The following is a 15087-nucleotide window of genomic DNA, read 5'->3' as shown; positions in this document are numbered from 1 at the left end:
TACCGGCGCCTTCCGGGAGGACCGACCTGCCGCCAACAGCACTGGCATCACGATCCCGGGCCGGGCGCTCTCAGCCGCACGGATGCCGGGTCGTCGCCCGAGCGAATGCGGCCATCCGCCGGGCGTATCCGTCCGGGTCGCCGAAGTGCACCGCGAGGTGCTCGGCCCCGGCGGCGCGGAAGGCCTCGGCGGTGCGGGCGGCCTCACCGACCGTGCGGTCCGGGCCGTGCCAGTCGATCCGGGTGCCGGGGGACACCGTACGGCTGTCCGCCGTACGGGCCCGCAGGTACGCTAGCCGCTCGCCGAACGCCGTCGGGTCCAGGCCCACGCCCTGCCAGACGTCGGCGTACCGGGCCGCCCGGCGCAGAGCAGCGTCGGTGACACCGCCCGTCATCACCGGCACCTCACCGGCGGGGCGCGGCTCGAAGACGCCCGTCTCGAAGCCGTACCAGTGGCCCTCGAAAGGGCCACGGCCGACCCGGAACAGGTGCCGGAGCAGCGCGATTCCCTCGTCCGTGCGGGCCGCCCGGCTCCTGAAGTCGGCGCCGACGGCGCTGAACTCGCGTTCGTCCCAGCCGATCCCCACACCCAGGGTGATCCGTCCGCCGGACAGTTCGTGGAGGGTCGCGACCTGTTTGGCCACGACGAAGGGACTGCGCATCGGCAGGACGAGTACGGAGGTGCCGAAGCGGATCCGGGTGGTCGCGGCCGCCAGCCAGCCCATGGTCACCAGCGGCTCGAGAACCCCTCCGTACACCGGGCCGTACTCACCGGGCGGCAGGATGTGGTCGGGGAGCCACGCCGTGTCGTACCCGAGATCCTCGGCCCGCCGCGCCAGGTCGGTGAGTCGGCGCGGGTCGGTGCCCGCGGCCTCGTTCGGGAGAACCACCTGCAGCTTCACGTCCCCGCACCGTCCGTCCCGTCCGGGAGGGAGCGGAGAAAGTCCAGGACCGGCTTCAGCCACTCCTCCGGCCGCTCGACCATGACCACGTGGTCACTGTCGATCTCCGTGTACCGCGCGCCCCGGATCCCGGCCGCCAGGGCACGGGAGTTCATGGGCCGGACCAGGCTGTCGGCGGTCGTCGCGACGACCAGCGTCGGAACGGCGACCTCGGCCAGGTCACCGGTGATGTCGAGGGAGGCGGCCATGTCGATGTGCGGGCGCAGTGCGGGAGGCGTCTGGTCCCGCCAGCCGGGGAGGAGGCCGAGCAGGTGGTCGTCCGGCCGGGCGAATCCGGCGGTCAGTACCAGCGCGGTCACCCGCTCGGGATGGCGTACGGCGGCGCGCACCGCCACCTGCGTGCCGAGCGAGAACCCGAGGACCGCGAACCGTCCGACGCCGCGCCGTACGGCGGAGTCGACGACCGAGTCCGTGAGCTCGTCGAGATCCAGTGGGGCGTCGGCGACCGGGGTCGCACCCGAGCCGGGATAGTCCGGGGCGACGACGGTGTGGTCGGTGCCGAGGGCGGGCAGGACCGGCGCGAAGTTGCCTTCGATGCTGCCGGTGGCGCCGTGGGCCAGCAGCAGGCCCGGACCGGTTCCGGTGACGGTGGTGGCAAGGGCGGGGAATGAATCGCTCATGCGCCGTACGTTGACCCATCACACCGGTGTGAAGGTCAAGTCCCAGGCGTGGTGAGGAGAGTCAGTGCTGATAGGCGAGCTGTCACGGCGGACCGGAGTCGCGGCCCGGCTGCTGCGGTACTACGACGAACAGGGCCTGCTGTGCCCCGAGCGCGACAGCAGCGGATACCGCGTGTACGCGAGCGACGCCCCGTACGTCGTCGCTCGCATCCGGGGCATGCTGGCGGCCGGGCTGAACACCGAGGCGATCCGCGAGATGTTGCCGTGCGCCACGGGTACCGGCACCGACACCGGGCCGGGCATCGATCCCTGCCCGGAGGTGCTGCGCACGATGACCACGCACCTGCAACGCATGGACGCCGACATCGAGGAACTGCGCCGCCGCAGGGCCGAACTGGCCGCGTTCCGCGACGCGACCGAGGCACGGCAGGAGCGGGCGCGGGCCCACTGAGGGGGGAGTCGGCCGCTTTCCCTCCAAGGACATCTCGCCGGTACGGCGCGCACCGCATCGCGGGACCTGCGCGTCGGCCCCCGGCGAACAGGCCGGATGGCGGCCCGTCGGGCAGGGAAAGGACCTTGGAGGGACATGGACGGACGATGAAGGAGGCCATGGACGATGCGACACGGGCAGAAGACCGGAGCGGCAGTCACCGCAGGCACGACAGCGGCCTACGACGACCACGCGGACTGGTACAACGACTACATGTCGCCGTCCTCCGGCGGGGAGTTCTTCGACAGGGTTCACACCATGCTGGGCCAACTGCTGGGCCCGGGCGAGGGGTTCTGCCTGGACGTCTGCTGCGGCACCGGCGCCCACGCGGCCCCGGCGGCGGCACTCGGCTGGACACCGGTGGGCGTCGACCTCTCGCGCGGCCAACTCCGCCATGCGGTGAGCCGGTTGCCGGTGGTGGCCGGTGACGCGACGGCACTCCCCATGGCCGACGCCTCGGTGCCCGCCGCGATGTGCGTGCTGGCGAGCACGGACGTCCCGGACTACGCCGCCGTACTCCGGGAGGTCGCCCGCGTACTGGCCCCCGGCGGCCGGTTCGTGCACCTCGGCGTCCATCCCTGCTTCATCGGCGCCTTCGCCGACTGGAGCGGTGGGACGAGGATCGTTGTGGACGAGCGGTACGCCGACCGCTCCCACACCCTCGACTCGTGGAACCCCGCCGGCGTACGCGCCCGCATCGGCGCCTGGCACCTCCCGATGGCCGACCTGCTCAACGCCACACTCGCGGCGGGCCTACGCCTTGAGCGGACCGCCGAGACCGGATCGGGCGGGATCCCGAGCCTGTTTGGATTCGTGGCGGTGAAAGAACCCCTGGCGCGGCGGTGAAGGGATCCGGTCCCGTGACCAGGAGGGCCCGTCGAATCTCGATGGACAACGATCGCGCCGCCGACAGACTGAACCGATGACCGCAACAGCAGACGCCGGTGCCGACCTCCGCCTCTACCTCCAGGACGCCCGCGACTCACTCCTCCTGAAGCTCGAGGGCCTCTCCGAGTACGACGTCCGCCGCCCCCTGACCCCGACCGGCACCAACCTCCTGGGCCTGGTCAAACACCTCACCGGAGCCGAGGCGATCTACTTCGGCGAGACCTTCGGCCGGCCGCTCCCCGACGCACAGCCCCTGTGGATCACCGGCGCCGCCGAACCCAACGCCGACCTCTGGGCGACGCCGGACGAGACCCGCGAGCAGATCATCGACGGCTATCGCCGGGCCTGCGCCCAGGCGGACGAGACGCTCGACACCCTCCCACTGGACGCCTTGGGCCGCGTCCCCTGGCCCCCGCACTCCGAACTCACCCTCCACCGCATCCTCGTCCACATGATCGCCGAGACCCACCGTCACGTCGGGCACGCCGACGTCGTACGCGAACTCGTGGACGGGTCGGTGGGGCAGCGAGGGGAGGGGGACAACATGGCGCCGGGGGACGGGAGTTGGTGGGAGAAGCACCGCGAGCGGGTGGAGCGGGCGGCCAGGGAGGCCCCGGATTCGACCGGGGGCGGCCCGCTCCCCTCGAACGGGTGAAACGGCGGGTTCGCGCCGAGCAACCTGCTGCGACATCGAGCCAGGTCGGGGATGTACGGCGCGTCAACTGGACCCGTACCGTGCACCATTCGGACCAATGGCCTGAATTCACCGGTTCTCCACATACTGCTTGAATCCTTTTGGATCATCAAAGAGCTGGAGAACACGGTGAAAAAACGCTCCTCCGCGGACGGGGCGACGGTGCTCATCGTCGGTGCCGGACCCGCGGGACTGGTGCTCGGCAACCTGCTGCTGGCGGCCGGCATCGACTGTCTGATCGTGGAGCGGAGCAGCCGCGAACACGTGGAGCGGCGGGCCCGGGCGGGCTTCCTGGCGGCGGACACGGTCCGCGTCCTCGTCGCAGGCGGCCTGGGCGCCGGTCTGCTGGCGCGCGGCCGGCAGCACGGCACCTGTGTCTTCCGCAGCGAGCGGGGCGAGTTCGCCCTCCACTACGGCGATCTCGGCCGGGGAGAAGCCCATACCGTCTATCCGCAGCAGGAGTTGGTGACCGATCTGGTGGCCGAGTTCCTGCACCGCGGCGGCGACCTGCGGTTCGGGACGCCGGTGAGCGAGGTGGGCGGACTGGACGGTGAACGGCCGTGGCTCGTCGCACACGGCGCGGACGGTACGCCGTACCGGCTGACGGGCCGGTACGTCGCCGGGTGCGACGGCCGGCACGGGGTGAGCCGCCGACTTCCGGCGGACGCGGTGCGCTCGCACCGACGCCGGCACGGGGTGTCCTGGCTCGCCCTGCTCGTCGAGACGCCCCCCGCGCTGCCCGCGGTCACCTACGCGGTGCACGACCGGGGCTTCGCCGGCCACATGGCCCGCACGCCGTCCGTCACCCGGTACTACCTCCAGTGCGAGCCGGGCACGGACCCCGGCTCCTGGAGCGACTCCGCCATCTGGGAGGAACTCGATCTGCGGATGCGGGCGGAACGATTCGGCCCGCTGCGCCGGGGACCGGTCCTGGAACGCGCCGTGGTCGACCTGGAGTCCGACGTGCTGGACCCCATGCAGTACGGGCGGCTGTTCCTGGCGGGCGACGCGGCGGGCCTCATCAGTCCGTCGGCGGCGAAGGGCGCCAATCTCGCCGTCATGGCCGCCGAGACCCTGGCGCAGGCGTTCGCCGCCGCTCTCCACCTGAGGGACGAGGAGCCGCTGGCCCGATACTCGGCCACCTGTCTGCCGAGGATCTGGCGCGCTCAGGAGTTCTCCCACTGGATGATCGGCCTGCTGCACGCGCCCCGCGGGGACGACGAGGAGTCACGCTTCCTCCGCGCCCTGCGCGACTCCCGCCTGGAGAACCTGCGCACCTCGCCGCCACAGCAGCACTCCTTCGCCGACAACTACGTGGGCGTCTAGGCCGGGACGAGGACGAAGAGGGGGACGCCGACGGAGACCTAGTCGGACGAGGTCACCCCGTTTCCACCCCCTCCAGTTCCACCCTCACCCCCGACCGTCCGTCGCCGTCACGTCCGTCACCCACGACCAGAGGACACCCATGCCCATCGCGTCCGCGCCGCAGCGCTGCCTCCCCCCGGCGGACCTCGACCGCATCGAACAGGCCGCCGAGTTCGTTCGTCGAAACGACACGGCAAGCGCCCTCGACGCCCTGTTGCCGGCGCTGACCGCCGAGGAACGGCAGGAGCTCGGCGGCCGGCTCCGGCTGGCCCACACCGCCCTCCTCGTCTTCCCCCACACGCTCGCGGGGCTGTCCGAGGAACTGTCCGCACGGGGCCTGCGCGCGGACGGGACGACTCCGAGCGTGGTCGTCCGCGGCCGGCTGGCCCAGCGCTACGGCCGACCGGCCGGCAGCCTGCCGGTCGGCATCCTCAGGGCATCGGTGCCGGACACCCCGGACGGGACCGGCGAGATTGAGATCTTCGCCCTGGAGGTGCCCCACGGCTCGGATCTCGCGACCGTGGCGGCGGCCGAACGCGCGGCCGGCCACGAGGCACACACCGCGTTCGAGGTCCTCGCCCCCACACCGGTGACCGTGCACGGACTGGCGGCCCTGCTGGTCGACCGGGCCGGAGCCCTCGCAGACAGCGGCGGCCACAACCCGCACGAGAACTCCACCGTGCTCTACTTCCGCACCGGCGATCACCGCATCGAGCTCTACATCCCCGGCAGGCACCCCGAACTCCTCGCCGCCCACCTGCGCCGCTCCAACGCGAGGCCGGGCACGGCCGACGGCCACCCCAGGGACCGTCTGCTGCAGCTGATGACGGGTGCCTGGGCCACCCAGGCGATCGCCGTGGCCGCCACACTCCGGCTCGCCGACCACCTGGACAACCACCCCGGCGCCGACCTCGCGCTCCTCGCCGGACTGACCGGCAGCCACGCCGACAGCCTGGGCCGGCTGCTGCGGTACCTCGCAGGATTGGGCCTGGTGGCGGTGGACCCGGACGGCGCGTATCACCTCACTGAGCTGGGCGCGCCGTTGCGCACCGACGCCGCCGAGTCCTTCCAGCCGCTCGCCGTGCTCTACGGCGACCCGTTCTACCGCTCCTTCGGACGGCTCCTGCACTCCGTGCGGACCGGTGAGGAGGCGTTCGCCTCACTCTTCGGCGAGCATCACTTCGCGTACTTCGCCCGCCGCCCCGAACTCGCCGACCTCTTCGACCGGGCCATGGCGGCGAGCGCGCCGATGTTCGCCCCCGTGGCCGGACTGGTGGACCTGAGCGCCCACCGCGTCGTGGTGGACGTCGCCGGCGGCAACGGCGAACTCCTCGGCCGCCTCCTGCGCGCGGCCCCACACCTCAGCGGCGTCCTGCTGGAGCGGCCCCACGCCGTCGAGGCCGCCGAGAAGGCCTTCGCCACGTCCGGCCTGGCCGACCGCTGTCGGTTCGTGGCGGGGGACTTCACGGCCGAAGTGCCCGAGGGCGGTGACCTGTACATGCTGTCCCGGGTCCTCCACGACTGGGACGACGCCCGGTGCCTGGCGATCCTGCGCCGGTGCGCCCGGGCCATGGCTCCCGACACCGAACTCCTGGTGATCGAGCGGCTCCTGCCGACGGACGGCCGCCTCTCCCTCGCCGTTGCCTGGGACGTACACATGCTGTGCAACGTGGGAGGCCGCGAGCGCACGGAGGAGCACTACCGCCGACTCCTGGACGAGGCGGGCTTCGAGTTCGCCTCGTGCCACGAACTCCCTCTGCAGGCGGCGCTCCTGCGGTTCCGGCGTCGGTGACGTCGCGAGGAACCATACGGCGCACCCGGCGGCTCATCCAGCTTCCCCAGCTCATGCGGGCGGCTGATCCGACTCGCCCGGCGCATGCGCCTCGTGCGGCTCATCGAGTGGGGGCAGCGCCCTCTCGACTCCGGGCCACGCAGTCTCAGCCCGTCCGGCGTTTGAGGACGAGGCCCTTTCAGGGCCGAAGCGGGGTCTGGGGCGGCAGCCCCAGCACCTCACCCCCGAGGAACCCCCGAAGACCCCCGAACCATCAGCTCCCCCCGAACCGTCGCGATCCCCCCGGGCGGCGGCTCCTCCCGCCCCATCGCGATCCGTCCCGCCCTGGCCCCCGCCTCCGCCAACGGCAGCCGCACCGTCGTCAGCGCGGGCACCGCGTCGATGCTGAAGGGCAGATCGTCGAACCCGGCGACGGACACGTCGTCCGGAATCCGCAGCCCGGATTCCCGCAGGGCCGCGCACGCCCCCAGCGCCACGGAGTCGTTCGCGGCGACGACGGCCGTCAGTGACGGATCCCGCCGCAGCAGCTCCAGCGTGGCCTCGTACCCGGACCGTCGGTCATAGCGGCCGTAGACGGTCCACCGCGGGTCCTCGGTGATCCCGTGCGCCTCGAGGGCCGCCCGGTGTCCTTCCAGCCGGTGCCGGGTCGTCGTCCGTTCCTCCGGCCCGGCGATGTACCCGAGCTTCCGGTGTCCGAGCCCGATGAGGTGTTCGGTCAGCTCGCGACCGCCGCCCCGGTTGTCGAAGGTCAGCGCGACCGCCCCGGCCTCCGGCGCCGGAGGCCGCCCGCACAGCACGATCCGCGTGCCCGCGTCCGCCAGCTTCCGCAGCTTGGCGGACATCGCGGCCTTGTGCGGCGCGGCCTCCGTCGCCCCGCCCGTCAGGACGACCGCCGCCGCCCGCTGCCGCTGCAGCAGGGTCAGGTAGGTCAGCTCCCGCTCCGGGGAGCCCCCCGTGTTGCACACGACGCCGAGCCGCTCGCCGCCCGCGCGCCCGCCGGGCCCCCCGATCTCGGACTGGATGGCGCCGGCCATGATCCCGAAGAAGGGGTCGGCGATGTCGTTCACCAGGATCCCGACGAGATCCGACGTGGCGGCGGCGAGGGAGCTCGCAGGACCGTTCAGCACGTAGTCCAGCTCGTCCACGGCCCGCAGCACCCGCTCACGGGTGTTCGCGGCCACGGGATAGTTCCCGTTCAGTACGCGCGACACCGTCGCGGGGGAGACCTGGGCGCGGGCCGCCACGTCCGCCAGGGTCACCGTCATCTCGTCGTCCTCCGGTCGCGCGCCGCAGCGCATCTCAGTCGTACTCCGTCGTACACGCGGACACCGGGGCCCCGGTTCCGGGCCGACCTCGGGGTCGGCCCCTCGGATCGGCCCGGTGTCGCGGGGTCCGGCGCGCCCTGCCCGCGGGGGGATCCCATGACCCCGCCCGCTCGGGCCAGGAGGAGCCGTCCGTCACAGCCCACCTGATCCGAAGACCGACCCTAAGCCCATTAACCTCAGTTGTTCGCCCCCTCGAACAACTCACCCCTGCCATGGTCTTGTCCAGACCGCTGGTCAGAGGCTAGCTTCTTAGGAGATAGAAAGCGCTTGCTGTAACGCTCGTCAGTGGGGGGCGTGCGCGGCGCGCACAACCGCGTACGACGCCTATGAAGGGAATGACGTGACACGCAAGACGGTGCGTATCGCCATGAACGGTGTGACGGGGCGCATGGGCTACCGCCAGCACCTCGTCCGGTCGATCCTCGCGATCCGCGAACAGGGCGGGCTCGATCTCGGCGACGGCGACGTGCTGTGGCCCGAGCCGATCCTCGTCGGCCGCCGCGAGCACGCGCTCAAGGCCCTCGCCGAGCAGCGTGGCCTGGACCCGGCCAATATCTCCACCGACGTCGACGCGGTCCTCGCCGACCCGACCGTCGAGATCTACTTCGACGCGCAGGTGACCTCCGCGCGCGAGGGGGCCATCAAGAAGGCGATCGCCGCCGGCAAGCACATCTACACCGAGAAGCCCACCGCCACCGGCCTCGACGGCGCCCTGGAGCTGGCCCGCCTCGCCGAGGCGAAGGGCATCAAGCACGGCGTCGTCCAGGACAAGCTCTTCCTCCCGGGCCTGCTCAAGCTGAAGCGCCTCATCGACGGCGGCTTCTTCGGGCGGATCCTCTCGATCCGCGGCGAGTTCGGCTACTGGGTCTTCGAGGGCGACTGGCAGACCGCCCAGCGTCCCTCCTGGAACTACCGCGCCGAGGACGGCGGTGGCATCGTTGTCGACATGTTCCCGCACTGGGAGTACGTGCTCCACGAGCTCTTCGGCCGCGTGAAGTCCGTCCAGGCCCTCACCGCCACCCACATCCCCGAGCGCTGGGACGAGAACGACAAGCCCTACGACGCCACCGCCGACGACGCCGCCTACGGCATCTTCGAGCTCGACGGCGGCGCCATCGCCCAGATCAACTCCTCCTGGACCGTCCGCGTCAACCGCGACGAACTCGTCGAGTTCCAGGTCGACGGCACCGAGGGCTCCGCCGTCGCCGGTCTGCGCAACTGCCGCGTCCAGCACCGCAGCGCCACCCCCAAGCCCGTCTGGAACCCGGACATCCCCGCCACCGAGGTCTTCCGCGACCAGTGGCAGGAGGTGCCCGACAACGCCGAGTTCGACAACGGCTTCAAGGCCCAGTGGGAGCTCTTCCTCAAGCACGTCTACGCCGACGCCCCCTACCAGTGGGACCTCCTCGCCGGCGCCCGCGGTGTCCAGCTCGCCGAACTGGGCCTCAAGTCCTCGGCCGAGGGCCGCCGCTTCGACGTCCCGGAGATCTCGCTGTGACGATCCGACTCCCTTCCAGCGGTGGGGGGTTCAAGGCGTACGAGCCCCGCAAGGAACCCCTCGCCGCCACCCCCGGCACCCCCTTCACCTCCCGTACGGTCTTCTCGGCGGCGCACGTCGTCGCCGACCCGTTCGCCGACTCGACGCCGGACTCCCCGGCCGCCGTCGACTGGGACGCCACCCTCGCCTTCCGCCGCCATCTGTGGTCGCACGGCCTGGGCGTCGCCGAGGCGATGGACACCGCGCAGCGCGGGATGGGCCTGGAGTGGGCGGGCGCGGCCGAGCTGATCCGCCGCAGCGCCGCCGAGGCCAAGTCGGTCGGCGGTCTCATCGCCTGCGGCGTGGGCACCGACCAGCTCACCGGCCCGGCCACCCTCGCGGAGGTCCGCGCCGCCTACGAGGAGCAGCTCGCCCTCGTCGAGGAGTCCGGCGCGCAGGCCATCCTGATGGCTTCCCGGGCGCTCGCGGCCGCCGCCAAGGGCCCCGAGGACTACCTGGAGATCTACGGCCACCTCCTGCGCCAGTCCGCGGAACCGGTCGTCCTGCACTGGCTGGGCCCGATGTTCGACCCGGCGCTCGAGGGCTACTGGGGGTCCAGTGACCTCGACACGGCCACGGACACCTTCCTCGAGGTCATCGCCGCCCACCCCGACAAGGTCGACGGCATCAAGGTCTCGCTCCTGGAGGCCCAGCGCGAGATCGACATCCGCCGCCGCCTCCCGCAGGGCGTGCGCTGCTACACCGGCGACGACTTCAACTACCCCGAGCTGATCGCGGGCGACGACCAGGGCTTCAGCCACGCCCTGCTCGGCATCTTCGACCCGCTGGGCCCGCTCGCCGCCGAGGCGGTCCGCGTCCTGGACACCGGCGACGCCAAGGGCTTCCGTGAACTCCTCGACCCCACGGTCGAGTTGTCCCGCCATCTCTTCCAGACACCCACCCGCTTCTACAAGACGGGCGTGGTCTTCCTCGCCTGGCTGGCCGGCCACCAGAGCCACTTCACGATGGTCGGCGGCCTCCAGTCGGCCCGCTCCCTCCCGCACTTCGCGCGCGCCTACGAACTCGCCGACGGCCTGGGCCTGTTCCCGGACCCGAAGCTCGCGGAGGAGCGCATGAAGAACCTGCTGTCCCTGTACGGAGTGACCCAGTGACCGGCGACCTGTCCCGCTTCTCCATCAACCAGATGACGGTCAAGCAGCTGTCACTGCCCGAACTGGTCGACGCCTGCCGGGAGTTGGGCATCGGCAACGTCGGCCTGTGGCGCGATCCCGTCCAGTCGTACGGCGTCGAGGAGACGGCCAAGCTGGTCCGCGACGCGGGCCTCACGGTCACCACCCTGTGCCGCGGCGGTTTCTTCACGGCGATCGACCCGGCGGAGCGGGCCGCCGCTCTGGACGACAACCGCCGCGCTGTCGACGAGGCGGCGACGCTGGGCACCGACACCCTGGTGCTGGTCTCCGGCGGCCTCCCGGTGGGCTCGAAGGACCTGCACGGTGCCCGCGAACGCATCGCGGACGCCCTGGCGGTCCTGGGCCCCTACGCCGAGGAGCATGGCGTGAAGCTGGCCATCGAGCCGCTGCACCCCATGTACGCCTCCGACCGCTGCGTGGTCTCGACGCTCACCCAGGCCCTCGACCTGGCGGAACGCTTCCCCGCCCAGCAGGTCGGCGTCACGGTGGACACGTACCACATCTGGTGGGACGACAACGCGCCCGCGCAGATCGCCCGCGCGGGCGCCGGCGGCCGTATCCACACCTTCCAGCTCGCGGACTGGACGACCCCGCTGCCCGAGGGCGTCCTCAACGGCCGCGGCCAGATCGGCGACGGCTCGATCGACATGCGGGAGTGGCAGCGGTACGTCGAGGCGGCCGGCTACACGGGCGCCATCGAGGTCGAGCTGTTCAACGACGCCCTGTGGGCCCGGGACGGCCGCGAGGTCCTCGCGGAGACCGCGGAACGGTTCGTGGTCCACACCGCGTGAGGTGATCGCGGGGGCGGAGACGGACAAAAAAATTCCAAAGACCCGTACAACCCTTTCCCCACCTGGCCGGTCGTACATGGCATCAGGACTTCTGGAGGGGGATCCGGGGGGATCGCGGGGGTTCTGACGGGGAGGGAAAAGCCGAAGGGGTCCGGTCGTCAGACCGGACCCCTTCGAAGTACCCCCGTGGTGGCTCCGCCGCTGGTCAGCTCTTGCCGAGCAGGCGCCAGATCTGGTTCTTCTTGGTGGTCAGGGTGCTGCCGGTGTCGCAGGTCCACTGGTGGACGAGGGCGCCGGGCGCGGTGGAGACGGTGCTGACGTCGACGCACTTGCCGCTGTGCACGGCGACCAGCTGGTAGTCGTGGCTGTTGCCGAGCGCCGTCACCGCCCTCAGCGTGAACCGCTGGTTGGTGCCGTTGAGGCAGGTCCACTGCTGGACGGCGGCCCCGTCGGCCGTGGAGAGGCCGGAGACGTCCAGGCACTTGCCGCTGGAGTGGTTGACGACGGTGTACGTGTCGGTCGTGCCGGAGACGGGGTGGAAGTCGAAGAGCTGCTCCTGGCCGGTACCGCAGGTGTTCTGCTGGTACTGGGTGCCGTCGGCGGTCGACCGGGCGGGGTCCTCGAGGCAGAGCGAGCTGTGCTGGGCGACCGCGGTGGAGGAGAAGCCGGTCGAGGCGCCGATGTGCAGGCTCGCGGGGGCGAAGGAGACCTGGTCGAGGTGGGGTGCGGAGCTGGAGCGCATGGGCTGTCCGATGTCGCTGCCGCCGCCGGAGTAGACGAGACCGATGGTCGTGCCGTCGTAGTTGTAGAGCTGCGAGGCGGTGAACTTGACGCTGTTGGCGCCCTTGGTGAGGGTCACGGGGACGGTGTAGTCCTCGAACTGGTTCCAGTGCAGGGTGCTCGCGAAGTTGACCCGGGTGGAGCTGCCGCCGTTGACGCTGACGTCCGCGTGCTCGGCGTACAGGTCCGGGTTGTAGTGGTTGGAGGGCAGTTCCTCGGCGTTGGCGTATCGCATGGTCATGGCGTAGGTGCCGGCCGAGGGCGCGTTGACGTTGAGGGTGAGGGAGTTGGCGGTTCCGTTGCCTATGCCGGTGACGACACCGCCGTTGGCCTGCGTGTAGGTGGTGTCGATGGCCGCGGTGCCGGTGAGGGTGCCGCTCTCGGCCTGGTAAGTGACGACGTTTCCGGTGGTGACGGCGTCGGAGGCGCTGAACGGCGTGACGGCCAGGTCGTCCAGGGCCAGGGTGCCGCTGCTGCCGGTGACCTTGACCTTGTTGATGCCGCTGTTGAGGTACACGCGGTTGGTGGAGGTGGACCAGGCTCCGGTCGTCGCGCCGGAGAGGGTCTGGTCGTCGGCGGCCTTGCCGTTGACGGTGAGTGAGGCCTGGCCGGTGTTGCGGTAGCGGGCCGTCAGGTCGGCGTATCCGTCCCGCTCCGAGTAGACCCAGAAGGTCGCGGACTTGCCGGAGGTGAGGTTGACCGCGCCCGCGCCGGACTGGCCCTGGGAGGTGTAGCCGACGGTGGCGCTGTCGGAGAGGTTGGCCTGCTCGGCCTCGTAGAGCGTGGTGCCCTGGACGGAGGCGTCCTGGTACCGCAGGTCGATCTTGTCGATGATGGCGTCGCCGACGGTTGCCGCGCCGTTGTCGCCGGTGGTGGCGAGGGTGATGGTGTGGCTGCCCGCGGTGAGGTGCACGGTGGTGTCGCTGTGGCCCCACACCACCCACTGGAAGCCGACGGGTATGTCGATCCTGGTCGAGGCGCCGCCGTCGACCCGCGCGTACACGTTCGTCGGGCCCTTGACGTCGGCGTCCTTGGCGTAGCTGTTGCCGAACACCGACAGGTCGTAGTCGCCGGTGGTGAGAACGTTGACGGGGAAGGAGATCACCGTGGTCGAGCCGGTACGCAGCCCTCCGACGTCCTTGGTGCCGGAGGTGGCGAACTTGCCGACATTGCCGGTCGTGCCCTCGGTGTTGATGTTGTAGCCACTGCCGCTGAGGGTGGCGTTCTCGGCCTCGTACGTGCCCGACCAGGTGGTGTCGGAGGCGGTGCTGCTCCCGGTGCCGCCCGGGGAGACGATCACCTCGTAGGCGGACATGGCGTCGAGGGTGAGGGGCAGGGTGATCGAGCCGTCGGAGCCCACGGCGACGTCCGCGTCGAGGAGCCGGGTCGGGGTGGCCGCCGCGCCGATGTAGCCGCTGTAGCGGTCCTGGAACACGCTGACGTGCACGGTGCTGCCGAAGACCGCGGGGTCGATGTTCTTGATGACCGTGCTGGAGTCACCGCTCGTGCCGCCCCCGGCGAGGATGACCCGCGCCTGCTTCTTGGCGGTGTCCAGGCTCGCCAGGCCCTGGAGGGTGTACGCGGCGTTGGCGCCGGTGCTGGTGACCTTGATGGTGTTCCCGCTCATGGAGCTGTACCAGTTGTACAGCCACCACTGGGCGTTGGGCGTGTTCTGGGCGGCGGCGGAGTCGCCGAGGTTGCCGTTGATGTTCCAGTACGGCAGGTTGCCGTCGATCTTCTCGTCCTCGATCGCCGCGATCCACTGGACCATCTGGCCGGGGTCGGTCAGGTGGTAGCGGTGGGCGTACTCGTTGAGGTTGACGGTGATCGGCGAGGTGATCCCCGTGGCGGTCTCCGCCGCGCGGTAGGAGTCGACGGTGCTGCGGACGTCCGCCGGGCTGCCCAGGGTGTGCCAGGTCACCACGTCGGGCAGGCAGTTGTTGGCCTTGCAGTAGGTGAGGAAGCCCCTGAGGGCGGAGTCGGAGTAGCTGGAGATGTTGGGTCCGGCGAGCCGCGCCTGGGGCCAGATGCCCTTGATGAAGGTGTAGGTCTGGCGCCACTCGGCGTTGAAGTTGGCCAGCGCCGTGGCGTTGGTGCGCATGCCGCTGAACCAGTTCAGGTCGGGCTCGTTGTAGGGGATGAAGACGATGTGGCTCGCGTAGGGGCTGGCCATCGCCTGCTCGACCTGGGTCTTCAGGGTCGCCTGGTAGGCCGCGTAGCTCGCGCGCTCGTAGTTGGCCCGGTAGACGTCCGTCATGTAGATGAAGATGTCCCCGCCGCCGCTGTCGGTGAAGGGCTTGGCGATCTCCAGGGCGTCCGAGCCGGGGTGCTGCTGACCGTCCTGGTACTTGGTGTTGGTGGTCTTCAGCCCCATCCCCTCGATGAGGTTGTCCGTCGGCACGTCCGGTCCGTACAGGCCGTACAGCGCCCCCGAGGCGCCGCCGCGGAAGGCCCCGGTGGTGGTGCCGAGATCGACGGTGAGGGTGGGGGTGGCGGCGGAGGCCGGCGTTGCCATCGCGGTGGTGACGCCGGCGATGACGGTCAGCGGGAGCAGCGCCTTGGTGATGCCGTGGAGAAGGCGTCTGGTGGTCGAGCGTCTTTGCCCGATTCGTGGCATGTGCTTACGTCCCTTCAGGGATGCGGCTGGTCGGTGCTGCGCCGGCCCCCGTGCCGGACGTGTGGATGGGTCGTCG

The 15087-nt window shown here is 71.0% G+C and carries 12 protein-coding genes; 8 read left to right on the top strand and 4 right to left on the bottom strand.

Annotation, left to right across the window (positions count from 1 at the left end):
- Positions 1-70 precede the first annotated feature (70 nt).
- Positions 71-901: a TIGR03619 family F420-dependent LLM class oxidoreductase gene (locus ACFYRX_RS39720; protein WP_389111165.1), complete on the bottom strand. Its 831-nt coding sequence runs from the start codon at positions 899-901 to the stop codon at positions 71-73.
- Positions 898-1581, bottom strand: a complete 684-nt coding sequence (locus tag ACFYRX_RS39715) for an alpha/beta fold hydrolase (RefSeq protein ID WP_389111163.1) — start codon at positions 1579-1581, stop codon at positions 898-900. The genes ACFYRX_RS39720 and ACFYRX_RS39715 overlap by 4 nt, the downstream gene beginning before the upstream one ends.
- A 64-nt stretch (positions 1582-1645) precedes the next feature.
- Between ACFYRX_RS39715 and ACFYRX_RS39710 the strand changes: the two genes are divergently transcribed.
- The 5 genes from ACFYRX_RS39710 (at position 1646) to ACFYRX_RS39690 (ending at position 6810) form a co-directional block, all read left to right on the top strand.
- Positions 1646-2032 carry a MerR family transcriptional regulator gene (locus ACFYRX_RS39710; RefSeq protein ID WP_389111160.1) on the top strand — a complete coding sequence of 129 codons (387 nt, stop codon included), beginning with the start codon at positions 1646-1648 and terminating at the stop codon, positions 2030-2032.
- 165 nt (positions 2033-2197) lie between these two features.
- Positions 2198-2917, top strand: coding sequence for a class I SAM-dependent methyltransferase (locus ACFYRX_RS39705; RefSeq protein WP_389111157.1), 720 nt, complete (start codon positions 2198-2200; stop codon positions 2915-2917).
- 76 nt (positions 2918-2993) lie between these two features.
- Positions 2994-3614, top strand: coding sequence for a DinB family protein (locus ACFYRX_RS39700; RefSeq protein ID WP_389111154.1), 621 nt, complete (start codon positions 2994-2996; stop codon positions 3612-3614).
- A gap of 168 nt (positions 3615-3782) precedes the next feature.
- The gene (locus ACFYRX_RS39695) at positions 3783-4979 is read left to right on the top strand and encodes a 4-hydroxybenzoate 3-monooxygenase (protein WP_389111152.1); all 1197 of its coding nucleotides are present in this window, start codon (positions 3783-3785) and stop codon (positions 4977-4979) included.
- A 139-nt stretch (positions 4980-5118) separates the two neighbouring features.
- A complete protein-coding gene (locus ACFYRX_RS39690; RefSeq protein ID WP_389111150.1) occupies positions 5119-6810 on the top strand; it encodes a methyltransferase in 1692 nt (563 codons plus the stop codon).
- A 218-nt stretch (positions 6811-7028) separates the two neighbouring features.
- Here ACFYRX_RS39690 and ACFYRX_RS39685 read toward each other — a convergent pair whose 3' ends face one another.
- Complete coding sequence (locus ACFYRX_RS39685; RefSeq protein ID WP_389111148.1) at positions 7029-8075, bottom strand: LacI family DNA-binding transcriptional regulator; 1047 nt, start codon at positions 8073-8075, stop codon at positions 7029-7031.
- Between the two features lie 400 nt (positions 8076-8475).
- Between ACFYRX_RS39685 and ACFYRX_RS39680 the strand changes: the two genes are divergently transcribed.
- The 3 genes from ACFYRX_RS39680 to ACFYRX_RS39670 are packed head-to-tail and all read left to right on the top strand — an operon-like array spanning position 8476 to position 11614.
- Complete coding sequence (locus tag ACFYRX_RS39680; protein WP_389111145.1) at positions 8476-9633, top strand: Gfo/Idh/MocA family protein; 1158 nt, start codon at positions 8476-8478, stop codon at positions 9631-9633.
- Positions 9630-10784 carry a dihydrodipicolinate synthase family protein gene (locus tag ACFYRX_RS39675; RefSeq protein WP_389111142.1) on the top strand — a complete coding sequence of 385 codons (1155 nt, stop codon included), beginning with the start codon at positions 9630-9632 and terminating at the stop codon, positions 10782-10784. Before ACFYRX_RS39680 ends, ACFYRX_RS39675 begins: the two co-directional genes overlap by 4 nt.
- A gap of 32 nt (positions 10785-10816) precedes the next feature.
- Positions 10817-11614, top strand: coding sequence for a sugar phosphate isomerase/epimerase family protein (locus tag ACFYRX_RS39670; protein ID WP_389111341.1), 798 nt, complete (start codon positions 10817-10819; stop codon positions 11612-11614).
- Positions 11615-11819: 205 nt separating this feature from the next.
- Here the strand turns inward: ACFYRX_RS39670 and ACFYRX_RS39665 are convergent, their stop codons facing one another.
- On the bottom strand, positions 11820-15011 hold the full coding sequence (locus tag ACFYRX_RS39665; RefSeq protein WP_389111140.1) for an RICIN domain-containing protein: 3192 nt from the start codon (positions 15009-15011) through the stop codon (positions 11820-11822).
- Between the last annotated feature and the right edge of the window lie 76 nt (positions 15012-15087).

The sequence above is a fragment of the Streptomyces sp. NPDC005374 genome, from assembly GCF_042872225.1.
In the GTDB taxonomy this organism is placed as follows: Bacteria; Actinomycetota; Actinomycetes; order Streptomycetales; family Streptomycetaceae; genus Streptomyces.
The sequence above is the reverse complement of the archived record's forward strand: the minus strand, read 5'-3'. Positions and strand labels throughout refer to the sequence as shown.

Excerpts from the sequence above, each read along its gene's own strand:
- ACFYRX_RS39715 (WP_389111163.1), bottom strand. The coding sequence starts at position 1,581 with ATGAGCGATTCATTCCCCGCCCTTGCCACCACCGTCACCGGAACCGGT.
- ACFYRX_RS39705 (WP_389111157.1), top strand. The coding sequence starts at position 2,198 with ATGCGACACGGGCAGAAGACCGGAGCGGCAGTCACCGCAGGCACGACA.
- ACFYRX_RS39670 (WP_389111341.1), top strand. The coding sequence starts at position 10,817 with ATGACGGTCAAGCAGCTGTCACTGCCCGAACTGGTCGACGCCTGCCGG.
- ACFYRX_RS39685 (WP_389111148.1), bottom strand. The coding sequence starts at position 8,075 with ATGACGGTGACCCTGGCGGACGTGGCGGCCCGCGCCCAGGTCTCCCCC.
- ACFYRX_RS39690 (WP_389111150.1), top strand. The coding sequence starts at position 5,119 with ATGCCCATCGCGTCCGCGCCGCAGCGCTGCCTCCCCCCGGCGGACCTC.
- ACFYRX_RS39665 (WP_389111140.1), bottom strand. The coding sequence starts at position 15,011 with ATGCCACGAATCGGGCAAAGACGCTCGACCACCAGACGCCTTCTCCAC.
- ACFYRX_RS39700 (WP_389111154.1), top strand. The coding sequence starts at position 2,994 with ATGACCGCAACAGCAGACGCCGGTGCCGACCTCCGCCTCTACCTCCAG.